Annotated in this window: 12 protein-coding genes; 3 read left to right on the top strand and 9 right to left on the bottom strand. The window is 72.6% G+C overall.

From position 1 onward, the window contains the following. Positions 1-17 precede the first annotated feature (17 nt). A complete protein-coding gene (infC, locus tag STRNI_RS33195) occupies positions 18-659 on the bottom strand; it encodes a translation initiation factor IF-3 (protein ID WP_078518488.1) in 642 nt (213 codons plus the stop codon). A gap of 402 nt (positions 660-1,061) precedes the next feature. Here infC and STRNI_RS33190 point away from each other — a divergent pair, with 402 nt between their 5' ends. After that, positions 1,062-1,442 carry a DUF1844 domain-containing protein gene (locus STRNI_RS33190; RefSeq protein WP_018087734.1) on the top strand — a complete coding sequence of 127 codons (381 nt, stop codon included), beginning with the start codon at positions 1,062-1,064 and terminating at the stop codon, positions 1,440-1,442. A gap of 91 nt (positions 1,443-1,533) precedes the next feature. On the opposite strand, the gene STRNI_RS33185 is transcribed toward STRNI_RS33190, so the two are convergent. From STRNI_RS33185 to STRNI_RS33170, 4 genes are all read right to left on the bottom strand, one after another. After that, positions 1,534-2,304 (bottom strand): MIP family channel protein, encoded by a 771-nt coding sequence (locus tag STRNI_RS33185; RefSeq protein ID WP_277412552.1) that lies wholly within the window; start codon positions 2,302-2,304, stop codon positions 1,534-1,536. Positions 2,305-2,418: 114 nt separating this feature from the next. Further along, positions 2,419-3,150, bottom strand: a complete 732-nt coding sequence (locus STRNI_RS33180; RefSeq protein WP_277412551.1) for an SseB family protein — start codon at positions 3,148-3,150, stop codon at positions 2,419-2,421. A 91-nt stretch (positions 3,151-3,241) separates the two neighbouring features. Beyond that, positions 3,242-4,411: a type VII secretion-associated serine protease mycosin gene (gene mycP / locus STRNI_RS33175; RefSeq protein WP_018087737.1), complete on the bottom strand. Its 1,170-nt coding sequence runs from the start codon at positions 4,409-4,411 to the stop codon at positions 3,242-3,244. After that, positions 4,408-5,760: a hypothetical protein gene (locus tag STRNI_RS33170; RefSeq protein ID WP_277412550.1), complete on the bottom strand. Its 1,353-nt coding sequence runs from the start codon at positions 5,758-5,760 to the stop codon at positions 4,408-4,410. Before STRNI_RS33170 ends, mycP begins: the two co-directional genes overlap by 4 nt. Before the next feature lie 203 nt (positions 5,761-5,963). Between STRNI_RS33170 and STRNI_RS33165 the strand changes: the two genes are divergently transcribed. Further along, positions 5,964-7,184, top strand: coding sequence for an amino acid deaminase/aldolase (locus STRNI_RS33165; RefSeq protein ID WP_277412549.1), 1,221 nt, complete (start codon positions 5,964-5,966; stop codon positions 7,182-7,184). Positions 7,185-7,202: 18 nt separating this feature from the next. Here the strand turns inward: STRNI_RS33165 and STRNI_RS33160 are convergent, their stop codons facing one another. The 4 genes from STRNI_RS33160 to STRNI_RS33145 form a co-directional block, all read right to left on the bottom strand. Beyond that, positions 7,203-8,474, bottom strand: a complete 1,272-nt coding sequence (locus STRNI_RS33160) for a haloacid dehalogenase-like hydrolase (protein ID WP_266449353.1) — start codon at positions 8,472-8,474, stop codon at positions 7,203-7,205. A 111-nt stretch (positions 8,475-8,585) separates the two neighbouring features. Further along, positions 8,586-9,371, bottom strand: a complete 786-nt coding sequence (locus STRNI_RS33155) for a 3-oxoacyl-ACP reductase (protein ID WP_018087741.1) — start codon at positions 9,369-9,371, stop codon at positions 8,586-8,588. Positions 9,372-9,456: 85 nt separating this feature from the next. Then, complete coding sequence (locus STRNI_RS33150) at positions 9,457-10,821, bottom strand: aldehyde dehydrogenase family protein (RefSeq protein ID WP_277412548.1); 1,365 nt, start codon at positions 10,819-10,821, stop codon at positions 9,457-9,459. A 10-nt stretch (positions 10,822-10,831) separates the two neighbouring features. Further along, the gene (locus STRNI_RS33145; protein WP_018087743.1) at positions 10,832-12,199 is read right to left on the bottom strand and encodes a glutamine synthetase family protein; all 1,368 of its coding nucleotides are present in this window, start codon (positions 12,197-12,199) and stop codon (positions 10,832-10,834) included. Between the two features lie 73 nt (positions 12,200-12,272). Here STRNI_RS33145 and STRNI_RS33140 point away from each other — a divergent pair, with 73 nt between their 5' ends. Continuing rightward, entirely contained in the window at positions 12,273-13,004 is a 732-nt protein-coding gene (locus tag STRNI_RS33140; protein WP_026169297.1) for a FadR/GntR family transcriptional regulator, read from the top strand. Positions 13,005-13,067 lie beyond the last annotated feature (63 nt).

Here is a 13,067-nt window from a genome sequence, read left to right as displayed (position 1 = left end):
GACTCACGCCGCAGGGATCACGCCTGGGCGTGCTCCCCGGTGGGCTCCTCGGCGGGCTCCTCCACGGACTCGTCCGCGGGAACTCCGCCCTGGCGCTCCGCCTTGCGGGCGGCCTGCGCCTCACGGGCCTCGGCCATCGCCTCGGTCTTCTTCTTGTGCGGACCGAGGACCATGATCATGTTTCGGCCGTCCTGCTTCGGATTCGACTCGATGAAGCCGAGGTCCTCCACGTCGGACGCGAGCCGCTGCAGCAGCCGGAAGCCCAGCTCGGGGCGGGACTGCTCGCGACCACGGAACATGATCGTGATCTTGACCTTGTCACCCTGCTTGAGGAACCGGACGACGTGACCCTTCTTGGTGTCATAGTCGTGCGGGTCGATCTTCGGCCGGAGCTTCATCTCCTTGATGACCGTGTGCGCCTGGTTCTTGCGCGCCTCACGGGCCTTCATGGCCGACTCGTACTTGAACTTCCCGTAGTCCATGAGCTTGCAGACGGGCGGGCGAGCGTTCGCCGCCACCTCGACCAGGTCGAGGTCGTACTCCTGAGCAAGCTCAAGGGCCTTGGCAAGCGGAACAATCCCGACCTGCTCGCCGCTGGGACCGACAAGTCGCACTTCGGGAACGCGAATCCGGTCGTTGATGCGGGGCTCGGCGCTGATGGATCCTCCTCGGTAGCACCACGCGACGGCCTGGCGGACTGCCGCGTAACGTCTTTTCGGTGTGACCTACCGCGCCGGTACATGAAAAACGCCCCGGACGGGACACAGGCGGGGCTCCACATAGATCTGGAGCACCGCCGCGAAGTCTCCGCGGGGCGCAGCCGGACCGTTGACCCGCCAACCGTGAGGTTGGTCGGGTGGGAGATCGGAGCCTCCACTTGCGGGCCGGTCACATGCGTGTCCGGCCGGTCGGAACACCAGAATACACGAGTCAAGGGGTGGCACCCACTTCTGTGCTGACGCGGACCTGCCCCGTGCCCTGGAGGACACTCCCGGACGCGGGGTCCGGGCGCACTGCCCATAGGCTGGAGCCGACCCCTCAGCAGGAAGAAGCCCGAAGACATGAGTGACCAGACACCGCAGCAGCCCGACGCAGCGCACGCGGCGAATCCCGACTTCGACGCCATGACCCGTGATATCGCGGAGGTGCCGGCGGTCGAGGTGATCACCACGGTCGCGGTGCATCTGATGAGTTCGGCGGCGGTCAACCTCGGGCTCGCCGAGGAGGGCGCCGCGCACAAGGACCTCGACGAGGCGCGCAAGCTCATCCAGGCGCTGGCCGGGCTGGTCACCGCCAGCGCCACCGAGATCGGCTCGTACCACGCGGCGCCGCTGCGGGACGGTCTGAAGTCGCTGCAGCTGGCGTTCCGTGAGGCCTCGGTCGTGCCGGACGAGCCGGGCCAGGGCCCCGGGGAGAAGTACACCGGCCCCGTCCACGGCTGAGCCGGGCGGCGGACCGCCGCACACACATGACGGGCCCCGGCCGGGGATACGGCCGGGGCTCTTCTGCGTACAGGGGTGGGTGGGCGCTGCCTCAGGGTCCGTCGTCGGGCCCCGTCGCGGGCTCGTGGGGCATCGCCTCGTCGGCGACGAGGACCGGCTCGTGCGGCGGGTGGGTGATCTGGTGCACCACCGCCGCGATGGCGGCGCCGATCAGTGGCGCGACGATGAACAGCCACAGCTGGGTGATGGCCGCGCCGCCCGCGAACAGCGCCGGGCCGATCGAGCGCGCCGGGTTCACGGAGGTGCCGTCCAGCGGGACGCCGATGAGGTGGACGGCGGCCAGGGCCAGACCGATCGCCATACCGTTGAAGCCGATCACGGCCACCTTGTGGGTGACCGACAGCCACACGTAGACCAGCAGGAAGGTCATCAGTATCTCGGCGACGAAGGCACCGCCGAGGTTGAGGTGGACCGCCGAGCGGTCGCCCCAGCCGTTCGTGCCGAAGGAATCATGGGTCTGCAGTCCCGGGATCTGCTTGGCGACCAGGAAGAGCAGGGCCGCGCCGGCGATGGCGCCGACCACCTGGGCGATCCAGTACTCGGTGGCCGTCCGCAGGCTGATCCGGCGGCCCAGCAGCATGCCCAGGGTCACCGCGGGGTTGAAGTGGCAGCCCGAGATCGGGCCGAGGGCGTAGGCCAGCGCCACCATGGTGAAGCCGAAGGCCAGGGCGATGCCGAAGGTCCCGATGTACTCGCCCGCCAGCACTGCCGAGCCGACGGCGAAGAACACCAGGAGCAGGGTGCCGAGGAACTCGGACACGACCGTGCGGGTCAATACCGCCGAGATCTCCGTTTTCTCCATGGGGCTCTCCTCGCGTGGATCTTGAGCTCTCCTCGCATTGTGCGGCCCTGGAGACGAACCCGCCCGTTGGCGGCCGGGGGACCGGCCGGGGGCCCCGGGCCCCGGCCGTGGGTGTCAGCGCCGGTAGAACGGCTCCTCGGCCGTCGTGCCGCCGGGCGGCAGAAGGGCCAGGTCCAGGCCCCTGACGAGCCGGGCGCGCAGGACCTCGTCGGTGGCCAGGGCCCGGGCCAGCCGCTGGGCGACCTCGGCGGTGGGGGCGTCGGGCGCGAGGCCGAGGGCGAGGGTGGCGTCGGTTTCGTCCGACGGCGCGAGGCGCGCGACGAGCACACCGGGCTCGGCGTCGAGCAGGGCGCGCAGGGCCTCGGTGACGGCCGGGTCAGCGAGCGGGTCGGCGCTGGTGCGGCCCTCGGCGAGCGCACGCAGGGCGGGGCCGGTGAGCTGGTAGGTGACCGGGCCCGCCAGGTCGAGGACCACGGTGTCGGCCTTCTCGTGGGAGGCGGCGAGCAGCGCCTGCGGCAGCGGGACCGCGACCGGGCGGGCATCGGCACGCCAGCGCCCGAGGGTCTCCATGGAGGTGAAGGCGGGGAGGGCGCGGCGGCCGTCCGGGGCCTGGAGGGTGGGGACGGCCATGTCGCTGGTCTTCTCCCGGCGCAGGCCGTCGGGTCCGGTCTCGACCTCACCGAGGACGGCCACCACGGGCACCAGGACGCGGGCGCCGGCCAGCGCCGACAGCAGCTGGGGCTCGGCGCTCCGGTCCCGGTCGTAGGCCGCCAGGGCCGCGGCCAGTGCCGGGTCGGCGGAGCCGTCGTCGTCGGCGAAACCGGGGTCGGGAATGTTCTTCTGCACGCGCCTGAGCGTATCGGGTGGGCTTCCGGCGTCACCGGGTGCGGGGCCGCGGGGGTGCGACGGGCCTGCGGTGCCGGTGGCGGTGTGCGGGTCAGTGGTCGTGGGAGCGGCTGCGCCAGAGGACGGCGGCGGCCGCGAGGAGGACCAGGCCCGCGCCGCCCGCGGTCCAGGGGAGCCAGTGGGTGGCGGTGTCCGCGGTGGCGTCCTCGGTGGGGCCGGGGCCGAAGTAGCGGTCGGCGTAGGCGGCGGGGGACGGCTTCTGCGGTGTGGGCCGGAGGTCCGCCGCCGACTCCAGAGCGGCGGCGGGGTCGATCAGGCCCGCGCCGTAGTCGTCGTCGCGGCCGCCCTCGGGGCTGTCCTGCGCGGTGGAGGTGAGCAGCCGGCGGATCTGGGCCGGGCTCAGGTCGGGGTGCGCGGAGCGGATCAGGGCGATGGCGCCGGAGACGAAGGCGGCGGCGGGGCTGGTGCCCCAGCCGGACAGGTAGTCGCTCTCGGGGTCGGCCATGATGATGTCGTTGCCGGGCGCGCTGACCGTGGCGTACCAGTGGCGGGTGGAGAACCGGGCGCGGCCCCCCAGGTGAGTGACGGCGGTGGCCGTGATGACGCCCGGATAGGCGGCGGGGTAGGAGACACGGTTGCCCTTGAGGCCGCCGTTGCCCGCGGAGGCGACGACGGGGATGCCCTTGCCGAGGGCGTACTGGATGGCGGCGTCCTCGCGGGGCTCGGGGTGGGCGGATTCGCTGTCGTCGCCCAGCGACATATTGATCACGTCGGCGCCGTGGTCGGCGGCCCAGCGGATGCCGTCGGCGAGCGCGCCCGCCTTCTCCGTACGGGCCCGTTCGCGCTGCCCGTCGTTGTCCTCGAGGATCACCCGGACCGGCAGGATCTTCGCTGCCGGGGCGATTCCCAGCACTCCGTCCTCGCGGTCCGTGCCGTGGCCGTGACCTGCGATGATGCTGGCCATTCCGGTGCCGTGCCGGGCCCAGGCGGCGTCCCCGGGGCCGGCCCCGAAGCCCACCAGGTCCCGTTCGGGCTCGACCTGTCCTTCCAGGTCGGGGTGGTTGGCGTCCACACCGGTGTCCAGGACCGCGACGGTGACACCCTCGCCCTTGGTGGTGCGCCAGGCCTGCTGGGCGTGGACGGCCTGGAGGGCCCACTGCTGGGCGCGGAGGGCATCGGCCTGTGCCGGGACGGCGGGGAGCACGGCGAGCGCCGCGGAGGCCAGCGCGAGGGCGGTGCCGCGCAGCACGGTGTGCGTCATGACGAGGCCTCCGTCGTCTGCGTCGGGCTGCCGGCCGCCTTGCGGAAGTCCGTCCCGACGCGGTCCGCCAGGCCCTTCGCGTCGTGGCCCAGGCCGGATTCGGCCGGGGCGGTGGTGGCGCCGGGCCGGACCGCCTCCTCGGCGGGCTGCGGCTCGGCGACGGCACGGCCGTCGGCGAAGCCGGAGACGGCGTAGACCACGACCGGGATGTCGGTGAGGATCCGGACGGTCCAGCTGGCCCGCTGGGCGCGCCCGAAGTCCTCGGCCGGGGTGCCCTTGGCGGCGTACGGCAGCGGCAGCAGGTCGGTGCGGGTGCCCAGACTCTTGGTGCTGAAGCGGGTGTTGAGGGCCCTCATCCCGGGCTGGTCGGTCTTGGTGATCTGCGCCCCGACCGTGATGACGCTGGTCCGGGTGGCATCGGCGTACGTGGCGCGCAGCAGCCGGGTGCAGCCCGCCCGGGTGAGCGCAGCGGCGAGCTTCGGGTCGTAGGCGCCGCCGCAGCCACTGTCCGGGGCGACGGCGATCCGGGTCCAGGTCCGGTCGGCGCCGCCGGGTCCGACGCCCAGGCCGTTGACGGTGCGTGGGAAGAGCCGGTCGGCAGGGGTGTTGTGCCAGACGTCGCGGCCCTTGGCGAAGGTGGCCGCGGCGGTGGCCGGGGCGGCGTCGGCCTCGTCGCTGAGCCAGCTCCCGGCCGCGGCACCGCCGATGAGGCCGATGCCGAGGACGAGGCAGGTCACGGCGCCGAGCAGCCGGGGGCCGGGGCGGCGGCCGGACGGGTGCCGGAGCATCGCCGGTGCGCCGGCGCCGGGCACAACTCCCCGGTGAGGAGCGGCGGTTGCGGGCCAGGGTGGCTGGGGCGGACGCGCGGCCGCGGGTCCGGTCGGCCCGCTGCCGGGGGCCGGCGGGGGGCCGGCGGCAGGGTTGCGGGGGGCCGGCGGGGTGCCGGTTCCGCTGCCGGCGCCGCGTTCGCGGGGGTCGCTCCACAGCTTCTGACTGTTGGCCAGGTGGAAGGCGGCGGTGTCGCGGAAGGCGGCGGGGCGGCCGGCGGGCGGCGGCGGGGTGGGGGCGGCCGGTGCGGCGGGGGCCGGGGGGCCGGGCGCACGGTCCGGACGGGGCGGCGGCTGCGCACCGGCGGCGGGCGGCGGGACGGTGGGGCGCGGCGGGACGGGGTGCGCGGCGGCGGGCGCCCCGGGTGCCGGTACCGGCGGCTCGGCGGGGATCCGGCGCAGCACGGCCGTCTGCGGGTCCCCCTCCGGCCCCGGCGTCACGGCCGGGTCGGGCCGCCGGGGCGGCTGCGGGGGTATGGGTGGAATGTGCCGGGCATCGGCGAATTCGGCGTCGGTGCTCACCCGCGCTCCCCCTTGCACCGCTGACCCCCGCACCCGATCCGCAATCGGGGCACGGTGGTTCGTATCCGGACAACACGCCGCTGACCTGCTGGTTGCGGTGTCGAGCCACTCTAAGGGCTGGTACAGCCGGTGCTCCAACCCCTGTCCGCTCTGTCGCAATCTCTCCCCTACCCAGTGGTAGCGGGGTCTGGCAGGCTGCGGCCATGTCCCAGTACACAACCGACGCGGATGCCGACAAAGCCTCCTACGACCGCGCCACCGCGGCCCTCGACGCACCGCTGGCCGTCGTCGACCTGCGGGCCTTCGACGCCAACGCCGCCGATCTGGTGCGCCGCTCGAAGGGGAAGCCGATCCGGGTGGCGAGCAAGTCGGTGCGCTGCCGGGCGCTGCTGGAGCGGGTGCTGGCACGGGACGGCTTCGCGGGGATCATGAGCTTCACGCTCGCCGAGTCGCTGTGGCTGGCGCGCTCGGGCTTCCCGGACGTCCTGCTGGCGTATCCGTCGGCGGACCGGGCGGGCTTCGCCGAGCTGACCGCCGGTCCACGGCTCGCGGCCGCGGTGACGGTGATGATCGACGACCCGGTGCAGCTGGATCTGATCGATGCGGCGCGGCCGGCCGGCGGGGCGGGTGAGGAGGTGCGGGTGTGCCTGGAACTGGACACCTCCTACCGCCTGTTGGGCGGCAAGATCCGGGTCGGTGCCCGCCGTTCCCCGCTGCGGTCGCCCGACCGACTGGCCGCGCTGGCCCGGTCGGTGGTGCGCCGTCCCGGGTTCCGGCTGGTGGGGCTGATGGCGTACGAGGGGCATGTGGCGGGTGTCGGCGACGAGGTCGACGGCAAGCCGGTGTTCTCGCGGACGATCCGGGTGATGCAGGCCGCGGCGCGCAAGGAGCTGGCGCGGCGGCGCTGGGAGGCCGTACGGGCGGTGCGGGCGGTGGCGCCGCGGCTGGAGTTCGTCAACGGCGGCGGGACCGGCAGTGTGCAGCACACCGCGGCCGAGGCGGCGGTCACCGAGATCGCGGCCGGGTCGGGGCTGTATGTGCCGCGGCTGTTCGACAACTTCCGTTCGTTCAGCGGGCGTCCGGCGGCGCTGTTCGCCCAGCCGGTGGTGCGCCGGCCGGGCCCCGGGGTGGTGACGGTGCTGGGCGGCGGCTATCCGGCGTCGGGGGTGGCGGGCCCGGACCGGCTGCCGGTGCCGTATCTGCCGGCCGGGCTGCGCTACGACCCGCAGGAGGGCCCCGGCGAGGTGCAGACACCGCTGCTGGGGCCGGCCGCGGACGGGCTGCGGATCGGCGACAAGGTGTGGTTCCGGCATGCGAAGGCCGGTGAGCTGTGTGAGCGGTTCAGCGAGCTGCACCTGATCGACGGCGACCGGGTGGTGGACACGGTGCCGACCTACCGGGGGGAGGGGCACACCTTCCTGTGAAGGCGTGCCCCCTTCCCGTCAGCCGTGGATGCGGTCCTGCTGGTCGGGCACGATGCTGCCGTCGGCGCGGCGGACCGGGCCGAGGGTGCCGTCCGGCCGGGTGTAGCCGGTGGTCGCGCACGGGTACGGGTCGGCCTGGCGCTCGTTCGGCTCGATGAACATCGGGTTGACCAGCCAGCGGTGGTCGCTGTTGTCGTACGCCCGGCACATGAACTCGGCCTTGTTGCGGTTGAGCGCCAGATGGGCCCCGGTGGCGTCGCCGACGAAGGTGACATCGGTCTCGGCGTCGCCGGCCGCGAAGGCGGGGCGGTGCGCCCGGTCCTGCTGCTGCCAGGCCTTGGCGCCCTTGACGCCGTAGATCTCCTGGTTGATCCAGCAGCGCTTGCCGTCCATGTAGGTCAGGACCTCGCCGTGGGTGGCCTTGACGTCGCCGCAGCCCTGGACGCCGGTGGTGAGCCGGCCGTCGTCGACGAGGTTGCGGATGCCGATGACATGGTCGCGGTCGAGGCCCACGCCGGGTGCCCAGGCCCTGACGATCGGCTCGGCGGAAGCGGAGACGATGTACACGTCGAAGCCGGCGGCCTTGAGCGTGCGGATCAGGTCCTTCTGCTGGACGTAATAGCGGACGTAGCCCGCCATCTTGTGGGTGCCCACGGTCTGTTCGGTGCCGATGGGCGCCTTGAGGTTCTCCGCGCGCGCCTGCCGGGCGTACGAGGTCAGCGTGGCGGGGCTGTGCCCGGCGAACAGCTGGGTGATCCAGACGTACTCGGGGACGGTGCGGCGGTGGTTCCACGTGCCGGTGAACGCCTTCTTGCCGGTGGAGGTCTCGGCGTCCTGGTAGACGTCGAGGATCTCGTCGGTGCAGGCGGTGTTCTTGGAGGTGGGCAGCGGACGGCCGGCCGGCACGGAGGTGCCGCAGGCCTTGGTGAGCGCGCGGTGGGCGTCCGCGGTCAGCCACTTGTTGGTGGCCTTCCAGCTCTTGGGCTGGAGCACCTTGTCGTGCCGCAGTGCCCACGCGAGCGTGGCGTCGGACACGTCGTTCTTCACGACGGTGTTGTCCCAGTCGAACGTCGCCACCGGCCGCGCGCCGCCGGATCCGGCGCAGGTGCCGCGCTCATCGATCATCTTCTGCAGCGCGGCGCGGTTCTTCCCGTACCAGCCCTTGGTGACCTTGAGGGTGGGGCACTTGCGCGGGGCCGGGCCCGCGGTGGCCGTCTGGGCGGCCACGAGGCCCCCTCCCGCGACCGCGAGGGCGGCACCCGCCGCCAGCCAGCGACGCTTGCTGAGCATGGATCACACTCCTGTCGTACGAAGAACCGAGGGCGGACGCTATGCAAGACGGCCGGGCGTCGAGCGACGCCCGGCCGTCATGGCAGTTATACGGAAGTGAACAGCGGGCGGTTACAGCGGGGTGACGTACGCGCCCGCGATACCGCCGTCGACCAGGAACTCGGCGGCGTTGACGAACGAGGAGTCGTCGCTGGCGAGGAAGGCGACCGCGGAGGCGATCTCCTCGGGCTCGGCGAACCGGCCGACGGGGACGTGCACCAGGCGGCGCGCGGCGCGCTCGGGGTCCTTGGCGAACAGCTCCTTCAGCAGCGGGGTGTTCACCGGCCCCGGGCACAGGGCGTTGACCCGGATGCCCTCGCGGGCGAACTGCACGCCCAGTTCGCGGGACATGGACAGCACGCCGCCCTTGGAGGCGGTGTAGCTGATCTGGGAGGTGGCGGCGCCCATGACGGCCACGAAGGACGCGGTGTTGATGATCGAGCCGCGGCCCTGGCGCTGCATGTAGGGCAGCGCGTGCTTGCAGCAGAGGTAGACCGAGGTGAGGTTGACCTCCTGCACGCGCTTCCAGGCGTCCAGGCCGGTGGTGAGGATCGAGTCGTCGTCGGGCGGGGAGATACCGGCGTTGTTGAAGGCGATGTCGACCGAGCCATAGGTGTCGAAGGCGGTCTTGTAGAGCGCCTCGACCTGCTCGGAGTCGGTCACATCGACCTGGACGTAGGTGCCGCCGACCTCTTCGGCGGCGGCCTTGCCGGCCACCTCGTCGATGTCGGCGCAGACGACGTTGGCGCCTTCGGAGGACAGTCGGCGGGCGGTGGCCAGGCCGATGCCGCTGCCGGCTCCGGTGATCACGGCGGTACGGCCGACGAGGCGGCGGCACACTGCGGTCTGGTCGGTCACTTCGGGGGCCTTTCTCTGGGGATGGCTGGTAACGCTGTCCGGGCTCGCGCCCGGACGGCTGGGGTCCGGGGGTGTCCCCGGGAAGTCAGCCCTCGGTGCTGATGAAGACGTTCTTGGTCTCGGTGAAGGCGGCCAGCGCGTCCGGGCCCAGCTCGCGGCCGAGTCCGGACTGCTTGAACCCGCCGAAGGGGGTCCAATAGCGCACACTGCTGTGGGAGTTGACGGAGAGGTTGCCGGCCGCGACGGCGCGCGAGACGCGCAGCGCCCGGCCGACGTCACGGGTCCACAGCGAGCCGGAGAGCCCGTAGTCGGAGTCATTGGCGATCCGGACCGCGTCGGCCTCGTCGTCGAAGGGGAGGACGACCGCGACCGGGCCGAAGATCTCCTCGACGGCCGTACGGTCGCCGGGCCGGCCCTCCAGGACGGTGGCCGGGTACCAGAAGCCCTTGCCGGCGGGTGCCTCACCGCGGATGGCGGCCGGGGCGTCCTCGGGGACGTAGGACCGCACCCGCTCGCGCTGGGCGGCGGAGATCAGCGGCCCCATCTGCGTCGCGGGATCGGCCGGGTCGCCGACCGTGAACGCCTTGACGGCGGGCTCCAGCAGCTCCATGAAGCGGTCGTACACGGAGCGCTGGACGAGGATGCGGCTGCGGGCGCAGCAGTCCTGGCCGGTGTTGTCGAGGAAAGAGCCGGGGGCGGCGGCCGCGGCGGCCTCGATGTCCGCGTCGGCGAAGACGATGTTGGGGCTCTTGCCGCCGAGTTCGAGGGTGAGCCGCTTGGTCTGCGTGGCGCAGCGGGCGGCGATCTGTCGGCCGGTGGCGGTGGAGCCGGTGAAGACGACCTTGGCGACGCCGGGGTGGTCGACCAGCGCGGTGCCGGTGACCGGCCCCTCGCCGGGCAGGACCTGGAAGAGGCCCTCGGGGAGCCCGGCCTCCAGGGCCAGCTCGGCGAGCCGGAGCGCGGTGAGCGGGGTGGTCTCGGCGGGCTTGAGGAGGACCGCGTTGCCGGCCGCGAGCGCGGGGGCGGTGCCCCAGGCGGCGATCGGCATCGGGAAGTTCCAGGGGGCGATGACGGCGACGACGCCGAGCGGCTCCTGGATGGTGATGTTCAGTCCGCCCGCCACCGGGATCTGGGTGCCGGTCAGGCGCTCCACTCCCCCGGCGGCGTAGTGCAGCAGATCGCGGACGTTGCCCGCTTCCCACCGGGCGTTGCCCAGCGGATGGCCGGCTTCCTTGAGTTCGAGCTCGGCGAGGGGGTCGATGTGCGCGTCGACGACCTCGGCGAAGCGGCGCAGGATGCGGGCCCGGTCGCCGGGTGCCACCGCGGCCCAGGCCACCTGGGCCGCCGCGGCCCGCCGGACCGCGGCGTCGACCTCTTCGGGGGAAGTGGTGGGGACGGTGGCCACCACTTCCTCGGTGGCCGGATTCAGGATCTTCAGCTCGTGCAACACGGGTGGTTCCTTACATGCGCTCGAAGGAGCGGAAGCGCTCCCAGTCCGTGACGGCGGCGTCGTAGGCGTCCTGCTCGACGCGTGCCATGTGGCGGTAGTGGTCGACGACCTCGTCGCCGAACGCCGCGCGGGCGATCGGGCTCTTCTCCCACAGCTCGGCGGCCTCGCGCAGTGTCGTGGGGACATGGGCGGCGTCGCCGGTGTAGGCGTTGCCGGTGGTCGCCTCGGGGAGTTCCAGCTCGTGCTCTATGCCGTAGAGGCCGGCCGCGACCATGCCGGCGACCGCGAGGTAGGGGTTCACATCGCCGCCGGGCAGACGGTTCTCCAGGCGGTGGGCGCGGCCGTGGCCGACCACCCGCAGGGCGCAGGTGCGGTTGTCGGGGCCCCAGGCGACGGCGGTGGGCGCGAAGGAGCCGGGGCGGAAGCGCTTGTAGGAGTTGATGTTGGGCGCGTAGAGGAGCGTGAAGTCACGCATCGCGGCGACCTGGCCGGCCAGGAAGTGCCGCATGGTCTTCGACATGCCGTACGGGCCGTCGTCGTCGGCCAGTACCGGCCGCCCCTCCGCGTCCTGGAGCGAGAGGTGGATATGACAGGAGTTGCCCTCGCGCTCGTCGTACTTCGCCATGAAGGTGAGCGACATGCCCTCCTGGGCGGCGATCTCCTTGGCGCCGGTCTTGTAGATGCTGTGCTGGTCGCAGGTGGTGAGCGCCTCGTCGTAGACGAAAACGATCTCGTGCTGGCCGAGGTTGCACTCGCCCTTGGCTGACTCGACGGTCATGCCGGCCGCGCCCATCTCGTTGCGGATGCGGCGCAGCACGGGTTCGACACGGCCGGTGCCGAGGACGGAGTAGTCGCCGTTGTACTGGTTGGCGGGGTTCATCTCGCGGTAGCCGCGGGCCCAGGCGTCTTCGTAGGTGTCCTTGAAGAGCATGAACTCCAGCTCGGTGCCGGCGTAGGCGCTCCAGCCGCGCTCGGCGAGGCGGTCGAGCTGGCGGCGCAGGATCTGCCGGGGCGAGGCGACGACCGGGGAGCCGTCGTGCCAGGCGAGGTCGGCGGTGATCAGCGCGGTGCCGGCGTTCCAGGGGGTGCGGCGCAGGGTGCCGGGGTCGGCGTGCATGGCGAAGTCGCCGTAGCCACGCTCCCAGGAGGACATGGCGTAGCCCTCGACGGTATTGAGGTCGACATCGACGGCGAGGAGGTAGTTGCAGCCCTCCGTACCGTGTTCGAGGACGGTGTCGAGGAAGTATCGGGCCGCGAACCGCTTGCCCTGGAGCCTGCCTTGCATATCGGTGAAGGCGAGGACGACAGTGTCGATCTCCCCGGCGTCGACGAGGACTCTGAGCTCCTCGACGGAGAGTGGGGGCGTGCGGTCTGCCACGGTGTTGCCTCCTGTCACTGCATCCGGAGGTCATAAGGTAGGCACACGAACCATTGATTGGGAAGGGGTATCGATGGAGAGTGCGGCTGATCGGCTGGCACCCGTGCTGCGGCCGGTGCGCGCGGGCAACGGTTTCGAGGAAGCCCTGGAGCAGATACTCCAGATCGTCCGGCTCGGCCTGGTGCCCCAGGGCGAACGGCTGCCCGCCGAGCGGGAGTTGGCGGAGCGGCTGCAGATCAGCCGGGTCACCCTGCGCGAGGTGCTGAAGGTTCTGCAGGACGAGGGCCTGGTGGAGAGCCGGCGCGGGCGCTACGGCGGCACGTTCGTCCGGGTGCGGACGGAGAACCCGGGCGAGGCCGAGCTGCGGCGCCGGATCGAGAAGGTCGACGTCGAGGACACGCTGCGCTTCCGCGAGGTGCTGGAGGTGGGCGCGGCCGGTCTGTGCGCCGCGCACGGACTGTCCGACGAGCAGAGCGACCGGCTCCGGGCGGCGCTCGCGGCGACCCAGGACGCCCCGCTCGCCGACTACCGCAGGCGCGACACCCTGCTGCATCTGACGCTCGCGGAGCTGTCCGGCTCGCCGTCGCTGGCGGCGCAGTACGCGGCGGTACGGGCGAGCGTGAACGATCTCCTGGACTGCATTCCGCTGCTGGTCAGGAACCTGGAGCATTCACAGACCCAGCACACCGCACTGGTCGAGGCGGTGCTGGAGGGCGATGCGGACGGGGCACGCGAGGTCATGCGCGAGCACTGCTGCGGGACCGCGGCGCTGCTGCGGGGCTTCTTGACCGCGCCGGCGCCGTGAGCCCCCGGGCGGAGGCCGGTGCGGGGACGGGCGCGGGGACCGGCGCGGGGACCGGTGCGGAGA

It is taken from the genome of Streptomyces nigrescens, assembly GCF_027626975.1.
Classification (GTDB): Bacteria; Actinomycetota; Actinomycetes; order Streptomycetales; family Streptomycetaceae; genus Streptomyces; species Streptomyces nigrescens.
This window is presented reverse-complemented; position numbering and strand designations above follow the sequence as displayed.

Bases quoted from the DNA above. Each gene is read 5' to 3' on its own strand.
- mycP (WP_018087737.1), bottom strand. From the start codon at position 4,411: ATGACGCACACCGTGCTGCGCGGCACCGCCCTCGCGCTGGCCTCCGCG.
- STRNI_RS33140 (WP_026169297.1), top strand. From the start codon at position 12,273: ATGGAGAGTGCGGCTGATCGGCTGGCACCCGTGCTGCGGCCGGTGCGC.
- STRNI_RS33190 (WP_018087734.1), top strand. From the start codon at position 1,062: ATGAGTGACCAGACACCGCAGCAGCCCGACGCAGCGCACGCGGCGAAT.
- STRNI_RS33165 (WP_277412549.1), top strand. From the start codon at position 5,964: ATGTCCCAGTACACAACCGACGCGGATGCCGACAAAGCCTCCTACGAC.
- STRNI_RS33160 (WP_266449353.1), bottom strand. From the start codon at position 8,474: ATGCTCAGCAAGCGTCGCTGGCTGGCGGCGGGTGCCGCCCTCGCGGTC.
- STRNI_RS33185 (WP_277412552.1), bottom strand. From the start codon at position 2,304: ATGGAGAAAACGGAGATCTCGGCGGTATTGACCCGCACGGTCGTGTCC.